The sequence below is a fragment of the Bacteroides sp. CAG:189 genome, from assembly GCF_000432295.1.
Classification (GTDB): Bacteria; Bacteroidota; Bacteroidia; order Bacteroidales; family Bacteroidaceae; genus Bacteroides; species Bacteroides salyersiae.
Genome location: NZ_HF991119.1, coordinates 89,552 through 113,465, shown reverse-complemented (window position 1 = coordinate 113,465; position 23,914 = coordinate 89,552). Strand labels below are relative to the sequence as shown.

Sequence of the window (23,914 nt, the reverse complement as noted above, 5' to 3'; positions counted from 1 at the left end):
ATCCCTGCCATAAGATCGGCTGTGAACGTCTCTTTCGAGTAGTTTTTTAGTGTAGAAAACAGCTTTGGTTTGAATGCTAAAATTTTCATTTTATTAATGCTATGATACGTTAATGTATACGAAAATTATATGTGATTTTATCAGTTTTGCTAAATAGAGGTTGCAAAATTACATAAAATAAATCTAATAGTATGTTTTTAAGCATATAATTTGATTTAGATAGAATTTATCAATGATCCAATAGAATTTATTAATAAAGAAAAACATACTTATTTTGAACATAATCCGTATATTTGTGTTATAAATAAACAACACTGACGTAATTATACTAATTAATTAAATATATAAGACTATTATGGCTAAAAGTATTAAAGGTACTCAAACAGAGAAAAATCTGTTGACATCATTTGCCGGAGAATCACAGGCAAGAATGCGTTACACTTATTATGCAAGTGTTGCAAAAAAAGAAGGTTACGAACAAATCGCTGCTATTTTTACTGAAACGGCTGATCAGGAAAAAGAACATGCAAAACGTATGTTTAAGTATCTTGAAGGCGGTATGGTAGAAATTACTGCCAGCTATCCTGCCGGAGTTATCAGTACTACTCTTAACAATTTGTTGGAAGCTGCTGCCGGTGAGCATGAAGAATGGTCGCAAGACTATCCGCATTTTGCCGATGTAGCCGAACAGGAAGGTTTTTATGAAATCGCTGCCATGTATCGCAATATTTCTGTTGCCGAAAAAGGCCATGAAGAAAGATATCGTGCTTTTGTAAATAATATTGAGACAGCTTCTGTTTTTGCTAAAGAAGGTGAAGTAGTATGGCAATGTCGTAATTGCGGCTATATCACTATCGGCAAGGAAGCTCCCGAAGTTTGCCCGGCATGTTTACATCCGCAAGCTTATTTTGAAGTAAAAAAAGAAAACTATTAATAAATCGTTATCCGGTTTTGGGAAAGCGGCTTATCTCTAAGAGATAGGCCGCTTTTTATTTTGCTGTCTGTTTGATTTAAAGACTTAGTTGTAATGTTGTATAATTTATATATTTTATTTATATTTGCTTCTTATATATAACTAATACTAAAAAGACAAAATGTCTTACTAACTATGATAAAAAAAAGAATAAATCATCTATTGAGTAAAACGGCGATCAAAACTTTGCTGATATCGGTTCTGTGTTTTTTATCTTTTTCCTTTTCCAAGGCCAATGATGTTTATTTCCATCATTTGGGGATTAAAGACGGGTTGACTCAAATCAGTATCTTTTCTCTTTATCAGGATGAGACAGGAGCTATGTGGTTCGGTTCTTTTGAAGGATTGAACAGGTATAACGGACGGGAAATTACTACCTTTCGTCCGTCTCAGAATAATAAAGGATTGACTCAGAATGAAATTTACTCCATTTATGGCAATCGGAAAGGAGCCATTTATCTGCGCGCCGGACACGATTTAGTGAAATACGATGTTTTGACACAGGAGTTCATTTGTTTGGCACAAAAGGAAATCAATGGCATTTACTATGCGAATGATACTCTTTGGGTACTGTCGGATCATACCGTTTTTTATTATCTGGAAGGAAAAGAAGGATTGCATAAATTTTGTGATTTCGATCCGAAATTCGGAAATGGAAACTGTATTTTTTCGGATGGAGAATATCTGTGGATCGGAACGGAAAACAATTTGTTTTCGGTTTCTGTAAATAATCCTTTCGCCCCCCATCTGGTATTATCGGATGTTTTTGTAAAGCATCTTTATAAGAGTAAGAGAAATGATTTGTGGGTGAGTACGGATATGAGCGGAGTTTATAGAATATCTTCTCAGAATCAAGTGACCAATTTCCGTAATTCGCCCGGTAAGGAAAGCCTTTCGGACGATCATGTGAGAAGCGTTGTAGAGGATGAGTTCGGAAATATATGGATCGGTACTTTTTATGGGTTAAACAAATATGACCCTATTACCAATAAGTGGAAATGCTATACTCAGATAGACAATGTACCTTATAGTTTGAGCCATTCTTCGGTATTCAGCCTGTATAAAGATATGCAAGGTAACATTTGGGTAGGAACTTATTTCGGGGGTATCAACCGTTTTAATCCGAGGGCCGATATCTATCACTTTTATGGCGCATTGGGAGGAAACAATCCAAACTATCTCAGTTTTCCGTTTGTAGGCAAGATGGTGGAAGATAAAAATGGTAATCTCTGGATTTGTACCGAAGGCGGCGGGTTGAATTTCTTCAACCGTGAGACCAAGCAATTTAAAAGTTTCATGCAAGGGAGTACTCCCGGAAGTATAAGCCATAATAATTTGAAATGTATCAGATACTTGAAAGACAGGGATCTGTTATATATCGGAACTCATACCGGAGGACTGAATGTTTTTGATATAAAGTCGCAAAGGATAAGAGTTTTGAAAAATAATCCGGGAGATCCTCTGTCACTGCCCAATGATATTGTGAATGACATGCAGTTTTATAAAGACCGGCTTATCGTGTTGACGCAGGCAGGAGTGTATGGAATGGATTTGAAAAACGAAACATTTTCTTCGCTGTCTACCGACGAACAGGTAAATCAGGCGGTAGAACGTAAATTCTATTATGAAACTTTTCTGATTGATAGCAAAGACAGGATGTGGATTGCCAAATCGGATGGTGGTGTTGTGCGTATCAATCTGACTGATAATAAGATAAAAGAATATAATCCGGTATTGGAAGATACCACGTCGATAGGTAAATTCCGGATTACCCATATTCTGGAGGATAGTAAGGGAAATCTCTTTTTCGGTACGCTTGGTTCCGGTTTGTTTCTTTATCTTCCCGATACGGATACATTCCGGAATTTTACGGCGGAGAAGGGGGATTTACAGAGTAATTATTGTTATTACATCACCGAATCGCCTTATAATTACTTGATGATATTGCATAATAAAGGCGTATCTTTTTTCGATCCGCAGAATAGGCTTCTGAAGCATGTTTGTGGAATTCCGCAAATGAGTTTCAGTCAGGGATCGAGTGTCTATTCTACAAAAGACGGTGAAGTATTCTTTGGTGGAATTGATGGGTTGACATCCCTTTACGAACAGTTGCTCTATACCACTAAAAAGGAATACCAGCTCTATTTTGACAAACTTTGGATGTATAATAAAGAAGTCAAACCGGGAGATGAATCCGGAATTTTGCCTACCGCTCTCTCTTACTGTAAAGAGATAGAGTTAGATTATAATATGAACAATCTGTTTGTGGAATTTGCTACTTCGAATTATGTTTCCAACAATGATTTCCAGTATGAATATAAGCTGGTAGGACTTGACGATACTTGGTTTCCGGCACATTCCAATGTTATCAGTTATAATAATTTGAGTCCCGGCAAATACCGGTTGATTGTCCGGGAGGTCTGGGAAGATTCCAAAGCCGAAACCAAGCAGATAGAACTTGATATCAAGATCAATCCGCCATTTTATGCTACAGTCTGGGCTTATCTGCTTTATGCTTTGATTGTGGTTGGTATTTTATATGCCATATTCCGTTTTAACGTACGGCAGGCCAAACTGAAAGCTTCGTTGGAATACGAAAGGAAAGAAAAAGGATATATTGAAGAGTTGAATCAGACGAAACTACGTTTCTTTACCAATATTTCGCATGAGTTCCGCACGTTGCTGACCCTTATTATCGTGCAGGTGGAGCTGTTATTGCAACTCAACAAACTTAATCCGTCTGTGTATAACCGTGTATTGAAGATTTATAAGAATGCCCGGCACATGCGCGATCTGGTATCGGAATTGCTCGACTTCCGTAAACAGGAGCAGGGATTCCTGAAACTGAGAGTGGAATACATGGATATCGTAGCTTTCACTAAAGAGATCTACATGTCTTTCTACGAATATGCCTTAAAGCATTCTGTAAATTATAAGTTCGAACATATGGAAGAGAAATTGAACTTATGGTTCGATCCGGTTCAATTGCAGAAAGTAATATTCAATTTGTTATCCAATGCTTTTAAGTATACAAAGGTAAAAGGCAATATCACGGTTTCTATCCGTAAGGTGAAGAATGAGGTAGAAATAAGGGTGGAAGATGATGGAGTAGGTATATCGGAGGAGTCTATTCATAAGATATTCGACCGTTTTTATCAGGTCGACGGGCAAAGTTCGGAGTTTACGTTGGGTACTGGTATCGGTCTGGCAGTATCCAAAGGGATTGTGGAGTTGCATAAGGGCAGTATCCGTGTAGAGAGTGAGGTAGGAAAAGGCAGTGCTTTCATTGTTACTTTGCTGATGGGTAATGAGCATTTTCCGAAAGATATGCTGAGTGATAATGAATCTAATTTTCATTTGATCAAGGATGAGATTTCGGAAGGACTGAGTTTGGAAGAACTGATATCCGAAGAATCGGAAAAGGAACCGGAAACCGGTGATAAGGAAAAGGCGGAAGATACGGATAATGAACTGAAAGATTCTGCCAATAAGCCGGCCATCCTTATCGTAGAGGATAATCTGGAGATATTGGATATGTTGGAGGATATTTTCTCTCCCATCTATCGTGTTTATAAAGCTACTAATGGGAAAGAAGGATTTGAAGCCACCCGTCAGTTGCACCCTGATATCGTGTTAAGTGATGTGATGATGCCGGAAATGTCCGGTAAGGAGATGTGTCATAAGATTAAAAACAGCTTGGAAGTATCACATATTCCTGTGGTTCTGCTTACGGCACAGACTTCTGTAGAATATACCGTCGAAGGATATATGTTCGGTGCGGATGACTATGTAACTAAACCGTTTAATATTAAAGTACTTATATCGCGTTGTAATAATTTGGTGAGAACCCGTCGGATGCTTTACGAAAGGTTTAACCATATGTCTCAAACACCACTTGTTTCTAATGCCGTCAATGAGCAGGATCAGGAATTGATAGATCGTGCTACGGCGATCATCAGAAAGTATTTTGATGATATAGATTTTGATATGAACGTATTGGCTTCCGAACTGGGTATCGGCCGCAGTAAGCTGTATCTAAGGATAAAGGAGATTACCGGCCTTACCCCTAACGAACTGACTCTGAAAATAAAACTCGAGGAGGCTATGTACTTACTTAATAATCAGCCAAATTTGAATATCTCAGAAATATCCTATCAACTTGGATTTTCATCGCCCCGTTATTTCAGTAAGTGTTTTAAATCGTTCTATGGAGTATCACCCCAGAATTGTAGAAAGGGAGTTAATTAAAGGGAGAAGGGAGAAGGGAGAGGGGAGAAGTGCTATGCAGTGTGATTTTTATATTGAGCTGAGTGGAGAGATTCCTTAAAAAGACATAGTATCTTTTCCGGAAAGACAAGTATCTTTCAAAAAAAGACGTAGCATCTTTTCCGGAAAGACAAGCATCTTTCAAAAAAAGACGTGACATCTTTTTCCGGAAGAATGCTGTCTCTTTTCATAAGCAGGGTTATTCTTTAAAATAACCTGTATTCAATATGTTTTTACCTCCTTCACCATCTTCATCTTTTTTCTCAATCGACTTATTCATCGGATATACAGGGTGAAGGCACTATGCTTACGGAGCATAAGGAGTGTGTTTACGGAGCATAAGGAGCATGCTTACGAAGTATAAGCACGGACCTTATCCTCCTTGGCCACCGTGCTCAGGCTCACTTTGCACGGTGGTCAGAAAAAGAGCAGGCTTTCACCCTCTATCCCCTTATTTATCGGCCATACAGGAAAAAGGTGAAGGCGATGAAGGGGGGGCAAAATCAAGGTGATATATTGCTATTTGGAACCTGTTATTTCTTTAAATGTAAAAAGAGAGAAAGAAATAGTATAAAAAAGAGAGGGGAGAAATACTACGCAGCCTTATCACCCTGCATAGTACTTCTCCCCTCTCCATTCTTCCTTCTCCCTTTAATTAACTCCCTTTAGTTGACTACCATCCCGGGTTCTGAGTAATTCCCGGTGCTTTCAATATTTCGGATTTCGGGATCGGATAGAGATACATCCGTTCGTCAAATACCCGGTTTTCTACGGTATATTTACTGTAATGAGGTTCGTCATTATCATCTTTTACAATTTGCATACCTTCTATTTTCAGATAGTCGGCTTTCTCCTGCGGATCGTCTAACAGGCGCCAACGGCGGATATCGAAGAAGCGGTGTTCTTCAAATGCCAGTTCCACGCGGCGTTCGTTGCGGATTACTTCGCGCATCTCCTCTTTTGTCAGTCCGGCAGGCAATTTGTACGGGCTCAATTCTGCACGTTTGCGTATCAGTTCCACTACTTTATAGATTGAGTCGTTCGGTGCCTGACTCGGCGATTCGCAATATTCGTTCATGGCTTCGGCATAATTCAGCAGTACTTCGGCATAACGCATGAGTATCCAGGTGCGGGTGATGTTATTGGTTCTTCCGTCCCATACGGCTTGCGGTGACAGGAGTTTTTTCAGGTAATATCCCGTTTTGGTTGCTGTCTTATTGGTGGCGGTGGCATCTTTTCCGCCTTCGAATGTTTCGATGGTCTGGGTTTTATCATTCACGGTGAATTCAGATCCGTCATATGCGAAAGTCATGTAGAAACGTGGGTCGCGGCCTACGTAAGGATGATCTTCATCGTATCCCGATCCCGGTTCATTGATCCCTTTGCCATTAGCCATACCGAAGGCGTCTGCCAAGTTTTGTGTCGGGTTGGTCAAGCCTTTTCCTCCCATAGTTAACGGGGAGTTCTGTTGCTCAACCGACACCGTATTGTTATACTTGGTAGAGAACACGATTTCGCGATGATATTGCAGGAAGTTTTCGCTGACGGCATATAAATCGGTAAATGACTCGCTGTCGTCTGTAAAGTTCATCAGCTTGTATCTGAAGGCCGATTTTACAACCAATTGGGCAGCATCGGCCGAGCGTTTGTAGCGTTCTTTGTCATTGCCGGGATTGTTCAACGGGCTTGCCCAGTAGAGCAATGCGCGTGATTTCAGTCCGTAAGCGGCTCCGGTAGTAGGGCGTCCCAATTCTTTCTTGTCGTCGAATCCCACACTTTCGGAACTTCCTTTGTATTGTTCCGGCAGACGGTTGGCGGCCGAGTCGCAGTCGGCAATAATTTGTTTCATGCAATCGTCATACGAAGCGCGGGTGGCTTGCTGAGCTTCCTCAACCGTCAATGATTTTGTAAACAAAGGTACACCGCCGTAACGTTTGATCAGTTCGAAATAGAAATAGGCACGCAGGAAAAATGCTTCTCCTTTCATACGCTCACGGGTACGGATCAACTGTTCGTCCGTTCCGGAAACAGTCGGTTTAACCGGCATTTTAAGATCGTCGATTCTTTCAAGGAAGCGGTTTACGATGCGGATTCCCTCATAGTTTTTGCTCCATACGTTTTCTACCAGAAAGTAAGAATCCCATGTACCGTTATTAAAACCTTTGATGTCACTTGTCACATCCGAGTGTACCGCTTCGTCGCATCCGGCTGCCAGCATCGCATTGTCGATATAATTGTATCCGCTTGGCAGCTTGTTGTATGCGTCGTTCAAGAACCCGAAAGCACGCCGGGTTTCATTCCATATATCTTCTTCTCCTAATTTACCGTCTTTTGCCGGATCCAGAAAAGAATCGCAACCGGCAAAAAGGAAAGAGAAAGTCAAGCCTAAACCTATAATATATTTATTGATTTTCATAATCGTAGTGTTTTTAAAGTTTGATAGATATACCGAAAGAGAATGTTCTCAATAAAGGATATTCAGAATATCCGGCATTCATCGCTTCCGGGTTACGGCCATCTATTGCATTTGAGAAAGTGAACAGATTATTGGCATTTACATAAACACGCAATGAAGAAAGGAAGATCTTTTTCATCAGTTGTTTGGGGAATGTATAGCCTACTTCTGCGGATGAAATGCGGAGCAGAGAGGTTTTCTTCTGCCAGAAATCCGATGTCTGCGTGTTATATTCACGGGAGATGCTCAGTCCCGGATAGGCTGTCTGTACAGCCGGATCATTCGGATTCCAACGGTTCTCATAGGCATAAGGAGTAAACTTGTTCGGAATATAATGCGTAGAGAACAAAGAAGATCCTTCCAGATTGCACTGAATGTCGAATCCTTTGTAATTGCCTCCCAATGTAGCACCGAATATGATTTCCGGCAATGAATTTCCCAAAGCTACCATATCCGATTCGTCGATTACATTGTCATCTTCCGGATTCTGGTTTTTATAAACGATGTCACCTAAGACAGGACTTCCGAAAGAACCTGTAGGAGCATTTACCAGTTGGTCGGGATGAGTATACAGGCCATTGGTTTCGAAACCGAAGCGTGTGCCGATGGAGTGTCCTTTGCGGTATTGATGAGCATATTTGTAAGCTATCTCTTTCAGGTCGATAATCTTGTTTTTTGCCCACAACATGTTTCCTCCGACAAAGAATCCGCCGTTTTTGTATTGCTTGTTATAAAGCACATTGAAGTCGATACCCTGGTTATCGATCGATCCGCCGTTGTATTTGGAAAGGCCGATACCGATTAATGAAGGAACGATATTAGAATAATCTACCAGTACATCCCGGCGTTTTTCATTGAAATAGTTCATGGTAAATGAAAGTCCTCTCCATAGTTCCAAGTCGAATCCTACGTTAAACTTGTATGATTTCTCCCATGTTTCGTCCGGATTGGCCAATACTCCTTCCTGTGAACCGTCGGTGCTTCCGTTCGGGTTACCGAAAGCATATCCGCCCGATGAAGTGAATTCCTGACGATAAGGGAAACGGCGGCCGCCGGTCTGGTCGTTACCGTTCACACCGTAAGAGACCCTGAATTTCAGGAAGTCGATCGCTTCTGCCGATTGCAGCCATTTCTCGTCCGAAGCAACCCATGCCAATCCGACGGCCGGGAAGAATCCGGTACGTTTTCCGCTTCTGTAATTGCTGGAACCCTGATAAGAAGCTGTTACTTCTGCGTAGTAGCGTTTGTTGAAGCCATATTGTGCGCGCATGGCCAGTCCCTGATATTTATAATCCGGATTATCGCCCGGAACCGTTTCGCTGGAATGATTGTAGAACAGCCGGACAGCCAGGTCGTGTACACTTCCGAAGGTGTGGTTGTAGTTAAGGCCTGCGCCCAATGTGTTATAGCGGTAGAATCCGTCCATCATGGCCGAACTACGGCTGTTTTTATACTCGTCTTTACCGAATTGCGTATACGTACCGTCTGTATTCTCCTGGAATACGGCATAAGTATTGTTGATGCTCAAGTATTGCATATTGAAGTTTTCGAAACCGTAATAAGCATCGACCGACAATCCCGGCAACAGCATATCCAAATCATATTTTCCTTTTACCTGTACATTGAGCAGGCGGGATTCGTCTTTCCGGTAGCCGTGACGGTTCAACAGTCCGTAAGGGTTGGTCTGATATTCGGAAGTACCGCCGAGCGAGCCATCTTTATTGAACATCGGGAAAGCATTGGCAGGCAGGGTCATCAGTGTATTAAACACAGAGTTGGTAGCCGCCGCTACTTCCGAACCGGTGTTGGCAGCCTTGTTTTTATCGATGGCGGCAGAAACTAAAATATTGAACAGCATTCCTTTGATAGGATTGATATCCAGATTGGAACGGAAATTGAAACGTTCGTAAATGTTGTTGGCACTTGCATCCTTGAAAATTCCCTCTTGTTTCATATAGCCGGCAGTCACGAAGTAGCGTGCCAGGCCGTTGCCTCCCGAAGCAGAGAAATTATAGTGCTGGAAAGGAGAACTGTTGCCGATGAAACGATCCTTGTAGTTTTCATCCGGATAGAGATACGGGTCTCTGTCCGAGCGAAGATACATATCGGGATTATACATGGGAGACGAACCGTCATTCTTCAAAGCCTCATTGTAGAGTGTTGAATATTGGTAAGCGTTTAAGCGGTCGGACATGTATTCGGGGGTTTGGAATCCGGCACGGATATCCACGTTGATCGAGTGTTTTACTTCACTACCATGTTTGGTTTTGATCAGAATAACACCGTTGGCTCCGCGCATGCCGTACATGGCCAGGGCCGATGCGTCTTTCAGTACCGAGATGCTTTCCACTTCATTAAAGTCCATCAGGTCGATGTTGGCTTCTATATCGTCCACTAAGATCAGAGGTTTGGCATTGGCATTGGTAGCCATACCCCGTACATAAAAGGTATAGTTGCTTTTACCTAATTTTTCTCCTCCGTTTTTAATTGAATAGAGTCCGGAAAGCGTTCCGTTCATGGCCTGTTCGATACTGCTCACCGTGTTCTTTTCAATTACATCGGTACCGATGCTCGATACGGCAGAAGTCATGCTTCTTTTGGATTGTTCTCCATAAGACACACCGATCATTTCGTCTTCATACGTCAGGTATTTTACCATTTTCAGCGTATAGACCGGTTGATTGTCGAGACGTTTGATTACCGGACGGTAGCCTTTCAGGTTGACCACCAATACATCCGACGGATCGAGCAACATATAGAATTTACCATCCTCATCCGTTACGGCATCTGTCTGTTTCTCTTGCACATTTACGGTGATACCGGGCATGGGGACATTGTTTTCATCGACCACAATACCTTCAACAGTTACTGTCGAGTTCTTTTGGGTCTTTTGAGCTTTTACCGGCGTTACCGATAAAAGCAGCGTACACAGAACGGTGCACAAATATATAAATCTCTTCATTTGAATCATATTTTAGGGTTTATACCATCATTTCCATCCCGGGTTCTGTTCCAATACGGCGCTCTTGTACACTTCGTTATTCGGTATCGGATAAAGATGCATGTGTTCTTTGAATGTCGCACTTTCATACTTCTCGCGGGAATAAGTGAACGAGCCATCCGCATTTTTCACGGCACGGATACCATAAATATCCTTATTGAAATATTCTACTCCTTTGTGCCAGGAGAGTACATCGTACCAGCGGTGTTCTTCAAAGCAGAGCTCTACTGCACGTTCATTATAAATACGTTCGCGCATGCTTTCTCTACTGTCCGAAATGTCTTCCGGAATCGGCACCTGACCGACACGTGCCCTGAGTTCTGTCAGAACTTCTCTAACCGAGAGTCCTTCCAATGAGCTCTCCGGACCGCCTACTTCATTTTGCGCTTCGGCAAAGTTCAACAGTATTTCTCCATAACGGAAGAAAATATAATTCATATAAGTGGAAGTTCCTTTATATCGCTGGTGAGTTTCCGGCCAGAATTTGGCGATGGCATATCCCAAAACATTGATATGGGTAGTTCCCTTGTCGCGTCCCGATTCTTTTCCATCGGCTGTTACCCAAAATTCCAGTTTACGGTCGTACCAGAAACGGTCGTTGCGTAAGATACACATGTCCAGACGCGGGTCTCTGTTGGCATACGGATCTTCGTCATTATAAATTTGCGAATTGGTGATGGGATAACCTTTAGAATCTTCAAACATATCCACCAGATTCTGAGTAACCCATTCTCCTGCCCAGCCATTGTATCCTTGAGTGGCAATAAAACGTGTCCAGAAAGTGCTTCCGTTGGTATGTCCCTGTTCAAAATTCATTTTGATGCGCGGACGGTTCATAATGATTTCACTGCAAACCGGTTGGAAGAACATGTTTACATAATCCGGATAGAGCGTATAGAGTTCCAGGTCGATTACATCTTTGGCTGCTTTGGCTGCTTTTTCCCATTTGGCAATGTCATTGGTAGGGTTGTGCAATTGACGGGCGGCATATAGCAGAGTTCTGGATCTCAGTGCCAGTGCGGCTCCTTTCGAGGCGCGGCCGTTGTCAGCATCGGCATACTTCAGGGGCAGCAGGCCGGCAGCAGTTTTACAATCATTTTCGATAAACTCGACGCATTTCTCGTATGTGTCGCGGGGTAAATCCAGATTATCCTGATTTAATACCAGTGTATGGTCGATGATAGGTACACCGCTCCAACGTTTGATCAGTTCGAAGTAAAAGAAAGCACGCAGGAAGTAAGCCTCTCCCAAACAACGGTCTTTGATTTCATCGGACGGGAAGTTGGGAATGCGGTCTATGTTTTCGATGATCTTATTGGCCTTGCGGATACCGATGTACATATTCTGCCACATGTCCGAAATTTCGTTGTTGGCATCAACCATTTTATTACTGGTATCCATTCGTGTACCGTCCCATGCTCCGTTATTGAAGATAGCGGTACAACCACCCTTGTTGCGTGATTCGTCACCCATCGACGAAACCAAAGAGTTCCAGAGGCGTCCCAAATGACCGGGCATGTAAGAATAAGCCTGGTCTGCATACTGACGGAACATTGCATAGTCCGAAAATATCTTGTCTTCGTTGATATCTTCTACCGGAGCCATATCCAACTGTCCTTCTCCGAACAAACCTGTACAGGAGGAGAAACCTATGGATGCCGCTATTACATATATGATAAATAATTTTTTCATATTCGATTAAAAGTTAATGTTTACACCAAGATTATAGACACTTTGTTGCGGATAAACTTCTCCACTGGCATTTACGGTTTCCGGGTCGAAGTTATCGATCTTAGACCATGTGTAGAGGTTCGTTCCGTTCAAGTAAACTTTCAGTCCGGTCATTCCCAATTTGCGATAGATGGAAGCAGGGAATGAATAGGTAATCTGTACATTCTTCAGACGCAGGTAGGCGGCTGATTTCAGATGCAATGAGTTGATGTTTTTGTTGCTGTGTTTAGTTGCCATGTGTAGTGACGGATAGGATGCGTTCGGGTTTTCCGGTGTCCAATAGTCTTGATGTATTTTGGAAACCTGGCCACCGCCTGCACCGCCACCGAATTCATAACCGGCATTTCCGGCAAACAGTACAGAGGCATGAGCCGCTCCCTGGAATTGTGCCGATATTTCCAGGCCTTTCCAGATGATACCGGGAGTGACCGAATACATGATTTCGGGAATGCGGGAATAGCCGATGGCCACTTTGTCCGCTTCTGTCAGTGTGCCGTCTCCATTGCGGTCCCAGTATTTCAAGTCGCCCGGAATGATAGGGCCTCCTAAAGTTGTCTGGTCGGGAGAATGCTTGATTTCCTCTTCGTTCTGGAAGAATCCGAGAACTTGGTAACCTTTGAACTGGTCGATTCTGAATCCGGCAATTTTCTGATAATCGGGAGTTCCTGCGGGGTCATCATAGTTTATAACTTCATTTCGTGCAAAACTGTAATTGGCACGGATGTAATAATCTACTTTTCCGATGTGGTGGCGATGTGATAGTTCGAACTCATATCCCCAGTTCTTTACTTCACCCACATTCAGGTAAGGGCTCGACAAACCGATGATTTGTGGAGTGGAACGTCCTTGAAGAAGGATATCTTTACGATGTTCTTTAAAGAAGTCTGCGGTGAAAGTCAACAGATCGTTTGAAAACAGGCGGGCTTCCAGACCGATATTGCCTTTTAGGGCTGTTTCCCATGTAAGCAGCTTGTTTTCGTTTCTCTTTTCATAGATACCGCCATTGGTAGAAGGGTTGGTGGTTCCGAATCCGAAACTCGGGGTTCCGCCGCCGGCATATATGCCTTGGGCAGCATATTCACCCATGTACAGGAAGCGGTCTTTGGATTTGTCATTACCTACCAGACCGATTGAACCTCTTACTTTCAGGAAAGGAATCACGTTTTTCACTTTTGCCATGAACGGTTCTTCAGAGATGACGTATCCCAATGAACCCGAAGGGAAGAATCCGAAACGGTGTCCTTTGGCAAAGTTCTCCGAGCCGTTGTATCCTAAGCTGACTTCACCCAGGTATTTTTCTGCAAATCCATATTCTACGCGGGCGGCATATCCCATCAATGCGCTTGGTATACTGTTTCCACTGGTTGTTTTCTGCTGGTTATAAACCAATATGGAGTTGATGTTATGCTTGCCGAAACGACGGGCATACCCTACCTTTAATTGTAGGTTCGTACGTCTCATCGGGTTGGTTTTCTTATCTTCTTTGAACCGGAACGGAGAATCCTCTCCCAACTGGTCGTAACGTCCGGAATTCGGTTCGTAATAATAAGTATCGATACCGTCCGTATAGACTTTGGTCGAACCGAAATTGTTGTTGAACGAGATGCTCATATCGAATGACAAGCCTTCGGTGATGAAACTCAAGTCGTTGTGCAGGGTACCTACCAGATCATAATAGTTGGTCTTCGAGTTTTCGTATCCGCTATATGCAATGGTAGAGAGCGGATTGCCCGAACCTTCCACACCGGCAATCGTGCCATCCGGATTATAGATCGGATGTCTCCAGGGTTCTTTGGCAATCAGTCCTTGGAAGAAGCTGCCCGATGCACCCGAGAATCCGTTCATCTCACCGGAACGGCCGGAGATATTGGCAGATACGGTCTGGTATTTGTTGATGTTCAAGTCGATGTTCGACCGGAAATTGAAGCGGCGGTAGTATACCTCCGGATTATAATCTTTCTGTAAGTCGCCATATTTAAACATACCCCCTTGGTTCAGGTATCCCAATGAAATGAAATATCTTACTACTTTGGTACCACCGGAAATATTAATATTGTATTGTTGCTGGAGAGAACCGCTCTTGTTGACCATTTCGTCATACCAGTTTACATCCGGATACCGGTAAGGGTCTTGTCCGAGACGGAAACCTTCCAATGATTCGTCTGTCAGCAATCCGTTGTCTTGTTGCAGCGGATCTTTACCGTCGTTTTCCCATGCTTTTTTGCGGAGCAACAAATGTTCGTATGAACCTAAGAATTCCGGAATCTGCGTAGGCCGTTGTAATCCCCAGTTGGCGGTAACCGAGATTTTGGGCTTTCCTTCCTTCCCTCTTTTGGTCGTGATCAGGATAACACCGTTCGCACCTCGAATACCATATACGGCAGTGGAAGAGGCATCTTTCAATACGGAAAGGCTTTCGATTTCGTTGGCATCGAGTTGGGAGAATGATTCTTGTTCCACACCGTCGATAATGATAAGGGGAGAAGCATCGTTGAACGTGGACTTACCACGAATCAGAATCGTAGCAGCGTCTTCACCCGGACGTCCGCCCGGTTGTTGGGTGATTACACCCGGAAGTTTACCAACCAATGCATTGGTTACGTTCGCTACCGGTGCGGCAACCAGCTCGCTGCTCTTCATCATACTGACGGCGCCGGTTACCGTTTGTTTCTTTTGTGACCCATAGGCCACTACCACAACTTCGTCCAGTGCATTCATCTGATCTTCCAGTACAATGTTGAACGAGGTCTTGTTGCCCACGATTACTTCGTATGTCTCGTATCCTACGTAAGAAATTACTAATACGGATTTGGGCGAAGGTACTTGTAATGTAAACTTTCCATCCAGATCGGAGATTGCTCCGATAGATGTCCCTTTTACGATTACGTTTACGCCGGGTAAGGTTTCTCCCTGGCTATCAGTGATCACACCCTGTATCTGGCGGGTCTGATTTGCTTCTGTCACAGCTCCGAGCGCGTGGCTCCAGCCAAGTTGCAGCAGCAATACACAGCAAAACACTTTTAGAAATTTAAAATGTAACGTTTCTGTGTTCATAGTCTTTTTAAGATTAAAAAATTAATGACTCGATAATTTTGCCGTTATGCGGGAAGGGCGGATCATACTCTCTTCCGAACGGTTGTGCAAATGAAATGCATTTTGTTTGCAATGGGTTGTACTCTGTGTACCGGTAAAATGGTATAATAGTGTATTCGGACAAAAATGCCCCCTAATAAAGACAATATATACCGGTTTTCAACAGAGTACAACCAATTATTACTATTTTATTCCAATGTTTCCACTCCTTGAATTACTCCCGGTTCTGTCTGGTGCATATCAAAGATGATAATTTCGTTGGTACCCTCTTTCAACCATACTCCCGGACAATACAGACGGTACTGCGGACCGACATTCCAGAAGCGGCCGAGGTTGTGTCCGTTGACGTAAACCAGTCCTTTTGTGAAGTCTTTCAGATCGATATAGCAATCTCCGGCTTTGTCGAGTTGCAGAGTGGTTTTGAAGAACATGCCCGGACGAACCGTATCGCTTTCTTTCAGATTGGATACATATTCCGATGACATCGGTATATTGAATGCCTCCCAGTTCATCAGTGTCATGCCGTTCAGGGTAACCCGGTCGGTAATACCTTTGCGGTCGATCATCTGTGCGGCAAAGTTGATGCGTCCCATGCTTTCTACCAGAATGTCCAGAACCGGATTTTCTACATTGGATACCGGGAGGTCGATGGTATGCTGGCCCAGGGTACGGTCGATGCTTCCGATATAACGTCCGTTCAAAAAGACGGTTGCGTAGTCGTGCACCTCGTCTACACGGAGCTTACCGCTTTTATGACCGATCAGTTTGGTGCGATACAAGATCATTCCTTCGTATTGTTTCATCATTTCCATCGGAACCGGCTGTACGATTTGTTTGGCGGCAGGCAGGTTGTCCCAGATGCTTGTATATCTTTTCGTTTCCGTGGCCGGGAATGTGATGGTAGGTATAGGGTCGGGGATCGGTGCCAGTTTCTTTTTGCTGTATTTCTGGGTCAGTTCACGCAAAGCCATGTATTTGGGAGTAGCCTGGCCCATCTCATTGATAGGCGCATCATAGTCGTAGCTCGTTACGTCCGGTTGGTATGTTCCGGGTTGCGGAGAGTTGGCTCCGGCCCAGAAACCGAAGTTGGTTCCGCCATGGATAACGTAATAGTTGAATGACTTGCCGTTATCGAGCAGCCACTTTACGTCTGTGGTAATTTTCTCGATGGACGGATGTTGCCACTCTTCACGCCAGTGGGTAAGCCATCCCGGATAAAGTTCGGAACAGAAAACACTGGCATCGGGATGTACCTTCAGGGCTTCGTCGAATTCTGCTTTTGAGGCGGCCGGGTCCAGTCCGATGGCTACTCCCGGCAGTGTTCCTGCTTCGAGCATATAAGGAGTGGCTCCGTCTGCCGTATAGAAAGGTACTTCGATGCCTTTGTCACGCCAAAGGTCGTGCATCCATTTCATGTAAATACGGTCGTTGCCATAGCTTCCGTATTCGTTTTCTACCTGTACCATGATGATAGGGCCGCCGTTGGTGATCTCATATTTCTTTATGATGGGGGCGATCTTGTCTACATAGCGCTCTACTGCCGATGTATACCGGGTGTCCATACAACGGATTTTTATATCCGGTATGGAGAGCAGATAAGGAGGAAGTCCGCCAAAGTCCCATTCGCCGCAGACGTAAGGTCCCGGACGGAATAACAGGAACATGCCTTCATCCTGTACGGTTTGGATGAATTTTTCCAGATTCTTATTGCCTGTCTGAAAATCGAACACTCCCGGTTCGCTTTCGTGATAGTTCCACATAATATAGCAGGCTACGGTATTGCAACCCATCGCTTTGATCATTTGTATCCGTTGTTTCCAGTATTCTGCCGGGATACGTGACGGGTGAATCTCGCCGGAGATGATTTGGAAAGGTTTGTCATCCAGCCAGAACTGGTTGTCGCCCAGACGGAAAGTGTGTGTGCCTTTTGTCTGTGCCTGAGCCCATGTACCGCTGCCTGTCAGCAGAATCAGTGTCATAAGAAAAGTGAAAAGTTTTTTTTTCATAAAATGATAGTTATTTAGTGGTAATTAGATTTCATGTACATTAATTTCCGCACTTCTGTCCTTGATACATGTGGATGATACGTAAGCCGGAGGATAGAAGGCGGAAATTAATTACACTTAAAAGTGCGTTTTTTCCATACAGGTCGATTTATAGAGTGTTAGAGGAGTTTTAGGGTGATGGTGGCGGGTTGTCCGCATTGTGCTCCTGTCGGGAGGGGCACTTTGATTTCATAGACTCCTTTTTTCTGTTTGGTGACCTCCTCGCCTGTGACGGGTACGGAAGTATATACAGTCAGGTTGTTCAAGTCTTTCTTCATGAAAGCATCTGTAACGGTCAGTATCAGTTTGCCGTCTTTCTTTTCTGCAAACAGGGCTGCCGGTGACGATACTCTGAATGTTCCCAACTTTCCTTTGGCTGTAGCGGAAGCATCGAAATAGACGGCACCCAATTTGGTCTTTTCCGGATTTTCTGCTGCTTGTAGCTGTGTGGTGTTGGCAAGTACGTTCGGTATTGCTTTGGGAAGTTCGCCTTTACAGTTCACCATGTAGGCATAAGTAGCGTCTTTTATCTCCCGCCCGTGTACAATTTCCATCTGGAATACGGGAACAGTCGTTTCCGGTTCGGTATTGGCTTTGCAAAGCCGTTTCCAGTCGGTAGTACGTTCTTCACGACGCCATTTCATTTCGCCGGATGTCTCTTTCGGGATTATTCCGTAAGCAAAACCTTCGTGGCATATCCAGTCGATTTTTCCTTTTTTTACTGTTTCCGGTGCGGTCGGGCTGTAAGTCTGTTCGATGGTAGTTGTGATATCCCCCTCCTTTTCCGGTGAGAGATTCGTAATCCCTGCTCCTAATGCAAGGAATAAGTCGTCGAACATGAAATAGCTTTTGTATGCACGTACGCCATATATGTCCTTATTGACATCTTTAGCCTCGGAGTTACCGGGATTTTCTTTCATCTTGGCGTTTATCTTCTGATAGATAAATCCGGTAGCGAAGTCTCCTTTTCCATCGGTGGCGCCGGCGGCAAAATTGTAAGAACTGGTATAACCGCTCCAATTCTCGATTGGTTTCAATGCGGTGGGAGTCTGGCGGGTAGTGACTCCCGGCCATGCAGTGAGATTCATGGCGCCGATAATATGGCGGTATTCACTGCCATCCCGCTGAAACAGGGTTACTCCGTCGGCACTGTAGAAATTATAACCGGCAGCACCGGGATAAGCACTTTCCAAACCATCCACCCGGATGGAGCCCATATTGATGAAGAGGTAATAATCGTTCGTTTTCTTGATCAGGTCGTCGTTGTTATAAAAATAGCGGGTTCCGTGATAATATCCGTCGGGGGCGGATGTCATTTGCACATTTAGGCGGGAAGACTCTTCGGTGAACTGTTCCAGTTCTTGTATTTCTTCGGAAGTGAGTGATGTACGCCAGTCTGCCAATAATGTCTTGGCAAGGATGTGTGAAGGCACATTGCCACGGCGGTTGTTTTTCCGCGTCATGTTTCCTCTGTCTACCAACGGTGGGATGATGCCTTTGTGGTGATAGAAAGCGGAACAACGGATATAGTGAAGCACCACCTCTACATTTTCCCGCGAAAGTTGTTTGGCCCACGGTGAGCCTTGCAGGTGTTTCAATATGCGGAAAGTTCCTTTTAGCCCGTCGATGGGATATCCCCATACAAGGCATTGCATTCCATGTCCCCATCCGGCACCGTCGGCGGTAGTTCCTTCTGTCCAGAAAGCGTCGTCGTAAGTGGTTTGCGAAACTACGGATAACGAACCGATCGCTACTTCGGACAATACATCTATCATCGGGATGGAACTCATCATCACGGCTGCTTCCAGTACCGGGCGATAGTCGAGTGCATTGCCTCCTACCCACCAGACGTGCTTGCGGAATCGTTCCACGCTTACTACATTCTTATCCGTTTCATCGTGTCTGTAAGGTTGTGTCCATGACTGGAAACCTACATCGAACAGTTTCTGATGCGCTGCAAGGGCAATCGAATCTTTCACTTCTCCTGCCTCGATACGGTCCATCAGATCGAGCAAGGCAAAGTAGGTTTTGACTGCGGCACGCGGGGTGGCGAAGCAGGAGGCATGGAAGCGTCCGGGGGCATCGTTGTTACGCTCGTTTTCCATCTTACCGTAGAAGGCAATGCCGCGTAATAAGGTTTGTACTCCCTTGTCCGACGGGTCGAGTCCTTTTACTCCACGGTATGAATCGGCTATAACCTGCAACCGTTCAAAACAGTCCCGGGTCAGGTTGTTGATTTGGATACAGTGCGCCATGTTGGTTCCGGCGGCATAGTTGTTGCGGATAATGATCTCCTCTTCCGGGCGCTTATCGGTAAAACGTCCGTCTGCATCGATCAAGGACAGGGATTCCGCTAACGTATAGTTGGTAACAGGAGTTCCGCTGATGTGTCTGGCAAACTCTTGTCGCAAACGGCGGATGGTTTCTTTCTTTCCGTTGTCTGTTGCATATAGATCACCGGTACACAAGAGGCCGATTAGTATCAAACAGGTTAGTATCTGTCTCATAGTTTACTGATCTTTTGACGATAACATTGATTTTGTGTTACTACGTTTACCAGATATACCTTATTATTATCAAGTGGTAAAGCCAATGAAGCTTTTCCGTTTTCTACGGTAATCTCTGCTGCTGTCACTGCACATCCGTTCGTGTCATAGACGGTGATATTGGCAGGGCCGTTTTCTGCACCGCAAAGGGTGAGTTTTCCGTCGCTGTACTCGATTGCCGTCTTTTCGGTATTCGGGCCGGAGATACCTGTCGGTGAAGGGTTTACTACGATATTATCGATATAGCAGACGTGCTGTTGGTCTTCATACAGCACGACATTCGAGTTGTAGGTCGGCAGTATGGCTATTCCCAATACTCCATTGGTGAATTTGCTTATCTGGCTGGAATAGGCGGCTTTGTTGAATGTGAATGTGTAGGTAATCCATTTTCCTTCCGTGGTAAAGTCATAAACCGATTTATTGAGAAGTATGCCCTCGTCCTGTATAAGATCATTCGTTGTATTGAATTTCGAAAGCAGTTTGATACAGATGTCTTGTTTCTCTGCCGGGTCTTCCCAATCGTCTGTTTCTTTACCGATCACATTGAGCGGTTGATAGATCATAAACTCTACTACTTTCAGGTCGTCGATGGAGATAGGCGTGTCAAAGAGAAATTTCAATCCGTAGTTGCGTGCTTCCATAGAGGCATATTTCAGTACTTTTCCCGAATGGTTGCCTTCGGCGGATGCCGGATTGTCTATCACTTCGTGTGAATACATCCAACGTGATTTGGGTTTATAGTCTCCCCGTTTTCCTGTGTTGCCGAAGCGGAAGAAATAAGGAGTTGTTTCATAAGTTTCAAAGTCTGCCCGGAAAAGTTCTTGTGCGAACATATTGCCGGAAAAAGAGATAAATGCTGCTAACAGCGCGGAAGTAATGATCTTGTTTTTCATAATTCAATCAATTTGTGAGGCTGATTTTGTTTTACTACTTACAAAAGTAGAGGATGTTGTGAAAATGGGATGTTGCCTATTGTCCGAAATAGATGATTTTATTGTCCGTTGGACGAAATGGGGATTATATTCCCTCAGGTGTCCCTTTGTTCTTGTCTTGAAGAAAGTTCTTCTCTGTTTTCCGCATTTTTAGCGGCCTGTGGGTGTTTTTATCCGTATTATGGGATTATATTGTCCGAAAGATAATTCGATACTACTGCCGATACAATACATCAACCTCAGTCTGCTGCATCTTCTCTACATTTGTCTCTGTGATCAGTTGGCGACAACTGTTTCCGTATTGGTTACATTAATATAATAGACGATGAAAAAGCACATTTTACTCCTGTTCCTGTTGGTAGGCACTTCGCTTACCGGAAAAGCTCAATCTACGGACAATGTAGATTTAATGTTTCCCAATCTGATGATGACTCGTTATCATTATGATAAGATGAAAGAAGATATTGAGAAGAAAGGTAATAATCCTCCTAAGAGCGCTTACATCAAACAGATGAGAAATCCGGCGGAAACAATTGTGAACAATGACCGGAAAACCACTCCTGTCGTTTCAACCTCCAACAATCCTAATAATGTGGATATAAGTGGTGAAATGAACGCTATCTACCAGCTTTGCGTGGTTTATGCATTCTCACAAGACGATAAATTTCTGAATAAAGCTGTTGAATACTTGAAGGCGTGGGGAAAGGTGAATGTGGCCGTATCCAAATCAAATATTCACGAAAGTGTATATACACCGGCTGTAGAGGGATATAGTATTATTCGCAATGTGATTTCGCAGGCAGATAGAGACGAGATAGACGGATGGTTCAGAAAGCGTATCAATGTATTCATTAAGGATAATGATTTACGCGATAATAACTGGGGAACTTGTCTTATGCAGCAATTTTATTATTACGGTTCGGCATTGAATGATAAAAATGTAGTGAATACTTATTTCAGAAACAGGTATTCCGGTTGGGTGAAAAATAATCTATACGCCAATGGTACTACTACTGATTTGATGGGTCGTGATGCTTTTGCTTACCATTCTTATGATTTACTGTTCTTTGCCGAAATCTGTCATGGAATGGCCTGTTATGAAGGATATAAGGTAGCTGATGAATTTTATGCGCAAGACGTGAACTGGGGGGCTTCTATTAAGAAAAGTGTCGATTTCTGGAAACCTTATTTATTGGACCCGGCGAAGAATCCGCATACGGAATTTGTAGAAACGGAATGGGCACCCGATAAAAAACGTAGTGATTATAATAAACCTTATAGCCCTGCCGGAACAATGTATGTTGCCGATGAGCTTCTCGAAATGGATCAAGACCTTCTACGTGCTGTTGATAAGTATCGGGGCGGTAACCCATTTTATACCTGGCGGCTCACCCTTAGCAATCTGCGCTGGTATTACGGTGAAGAAGAGTGATTTTAGTAGTCAATTAGCCGATTAGTAGTCAAGTAGTTAAGTAGTTAAAGTAGTCAAGTAGGATACTACTGATTGTTAAGCTATATACTATCTGCTACTTACTACTAACGAAGTGATAACTACTTAACTACTTGACTACTACTAAACAGCTACTGAGAAAGAATATATAATGAAAATGTCAACCTATATGCGAATTATTGGACTATTATTGTTGAGTTGCTCTCTTTGCATGTCTTGCATGCAAGCGGATAAGAAGAAAGCACTCATTGAAGATGATTTTTTAGTTGCCGAACAGCATTTGAGTAATCAACTGAAAGCGGTTCCCGAACCTACTGTGTACCCACGTACTACGGGCAAGGACGGACAGTTGATTGCCACTCCGAAGAATGACTGGACGGAAGGATTCTATCCGGGATGTCTATGGTATATCTATGAACATAACCGTGAAGAGAGTTGGAAACAGAGTGCCGTCAAATGGACGGAAGCTTTGGAACCGATGAAAAAGCTGACAAGCCATCATGATATCGGTTTCCTTATCTATTGCAGTTTTGGTAACGGATATAGGCTTACAGGTAAAGAAGAATATAAGGATGTAATTATTGAAGCTGCCAATTCTTTAACTACCCGTTTCAGTGAAGTGACCGGATGTATCAAATCATGGAACTACCGTAAGGCATGGAATGGAAAGGATGAATGGTTTTATCCGGTGATTATTGATAATATGATGAATCTGGAGTTGCTCTATTTTGCTTCTAAAGTAACGGGTGACACGAGATATGCCAAGATAGCAACCACTCATGCGGAGACGACTGCAAAGAATCAGTTGCGCGAAGATTATAGCAATTATCATGTGGTAGATTATGATACGTTGACGGGAAAAGTACTTCATCAGGCTACCTGTCAGGGATTTTCTGATAATTCGGCATGGGCACGCGGACAGGCATGGGCTATTTATGGCTATACAATGGCTTATCGTGAAACGAAGAATCCTAATTTTTTGGAAATAGCCGTACATACGGCGGATTATTGGCTCAACCATCCGAATCTTCCGGAAGACGGGGTACCGTATTGGGACTTTAATGCCGGGCAGGAAGGCTATGTTCCCGATTGGAAATATGATCCCGACCGTTTCAAAGTAGTTCCCCGTGATGCATCGGCAGCGGCTATTGCTGCTTCTGCCTTTCTGGAACTGGCTACGTACGTACCGAATGAAGATACGTACTACGATGCGGCTGTGAAGATACTTAAGTCGCTCTCTTCTCCGGCTTACCGGGCGGTACCGGGCACTAACAATAACTTTATTCTGATGCATAGCGTCGGTAGTATACCTCATGGTCAGGAGATTGATGTTCCTTTGGTTTATGCCGATTATTATTTTCTGGAAGCTTTGAACCGGTATGAGCATTACAATTCGAAGAAATGAATTTCAATAACATAATT

11 protein-coding genes and 1 pseudogene (1 of these 12 only partly in view) are annotated in these 23,914 nt (G+C 43.7%); 4 read left to right on the top strand and 8 right to left on the bottom strand.

The features are described 5' to 3' along the window. Nucleotides 1-89, bottom strand: a pseudogene (locus tag QVP90_RS17195) (SulP family inorganic anion transporter) (it extends 1,635 nt beyond the left edge of the window). Between the two features lie 266 nt (nucleotides 90-355). Between QVP90_RS17195 and rbr the strand changes: the two are divergent. After that, on the top strand, nucleotides 356-934 hold the full coding sequence (gene rbr / locus QVP90_RS17190; RefSeq protein WP_002558465.1) for a rubrerythrin: 579 nt from the start codon (nucleotides 356-358) through the stop codon (nucleotides 932-934). 174 nt (nucleotides 935-1,108) lie between these two features. Beyond that, nucleotides 1,109-5,221, top strand: a complete 4,113-nt coding sequence (locus QVP90_RS17185; protein ID WP_264381012.1) for a hybrid sensor histidine kinase/response regulator transcription factor — start codon at nucleotides 1,109-1,111, stop codon at nucleotides 5,219-5,221. Nucleotides 5,222-5,912: 691 nt separating this feature from the next. Here QVP90_RS17185 and QVP90_RS17180 read toward each other — a convergent pair. The 7 genes from QVP90_RS17180 to QVP90_RS17150 all read right to left on the bottom strand — a co-directional run bounded on the left by QVP90_RS17180 (nucleotide 5,913) and on the right by QVP90_RS17150 (nucleotide 21,003). Beyond that, entirely contained in the window at nucleotides 5,913-7,655 is a 1,743-nt protein-coding gene (locus QVP90_RS17180; protein WP_005928082.1) for a RagB/SusD family nutrient uptake outer membrane protein, read from the bottom strand. A gap of 13 nt (nucleotides 7,656-7,668) precedes the next feature. Then, the gene (locus QVP90_RS17175) at nucleotides 7,669-10,656 is read right to left on the bottom strand and encodes a SusC/RagA family TonB-linked outer membrane protein (protein WP_005928080.1); all 2,988 of its coding nucleotides are present in this window, start codon (nucleotides 10,654-10,656) and stop codon (nucleotides 7,669-7,671) included. Nucleotides 10,657-10,683: 27 nt separating this feature from the next. Next, nucleotides 10,684-12,387 (bottom strand): RagB/SusD family nutrient uptake outer membrane protein, encoded by a 1,704-nt coding sequence (locus QVP90_RS17170; protein ID WP_021937103.1) that lies wholly within the window; start codon nucleotides 12,385-12,387, stop codon nucleotides 10,684-10,686. A 6-nt stretch (nucleotides 12,388-12,393) separates the two neighbouring features. Continuing rightward, nucleotides 12,394-15,480 carry a SusC/RagA family TonB-linked outer membrane protein gene (locus QVP90_RS17165; protein ID WP_007479581.1) on the bottom strand — a complete coding sequence of 1,029 codons (3,087 nt, stop codon included), beginning with the start codon at nucleotides 15,478-15,480 and terminating at the stop codon, nucleotides 12,394-12,396. A gap of 227 nt (nucleotides 15,481-15,707) precedes the next feature. Then, nucleotides 15,708-17,525, bottom strand: a complete 1,818-nt coding sequence (locus QVP90_RS17160; protein ID WP_021937102.1) for a glycoside hydrolase family 35 protein — start codon at nucleotides 17,523-17,525, stop codon at nucleotides 15,708-15,710. Nucleotides 17,526-17,683: 158 nt separating this feature from the next. Continuing rightward, complete coding sequence (locus tag QVP90_RS17155; protein ID WP_021937101.1) at nucleotides 17,684-20,071, bottom strand: polysaccharide lyase family 8 super-sandwich domain-containing protein; 2,388 nt, start codon at nucleotides 20,069-20,071, stop codon at nucleotides 17,684-17,686. Next, nucleotides 20,068-21,003: a hypothetical protein gene (locus tag QVP90_RS17150; protein WP_005928067.1), complete on the bottom strand. Its 936-nt coding sequence runs from the start codon at nucleotides 21,001-21,003 to the stop codon at nucleotides 20,068-20,070. The genes QVP90_RS17155 and QVP90_RS17150 overlap by 4 nt, the downstream gene beginning before the upstream one ends. Nucleotides 21,004-21,367: 364 nt before the next feature. Here QVP90_RS17150 and QVP90_RS17145 point away from each other — a divergent pair, with 364 nt between their 5' ends. Then, nucleotides 21,368-22,474 (top strand): alginate lyase family protein, encoded by a 1,107-nt coding sequence (locus QVP90_RS17145; protein ID WP_021937100.1) that lies wholly within the window; start codon nucleotides 21,368-21,370, stop codon nucleotides 22,472-22,474. A gap of 187 nt (nucleotides 22,475-22,661) precedes the next feature. Next, complete coding sequence (locus QVP90_RS17140) at nucleotides 22,662-23,897, top strand: glycoside hydrolase family 88 protein (protein WP_005928062.1); 1,236 nt, start codon at nucleotides 22,662-22,664, stop codon at nucleotides 23,895-23,897. Nucleotides 23,898-23,914: the final 17 nt, after the last annotated feature.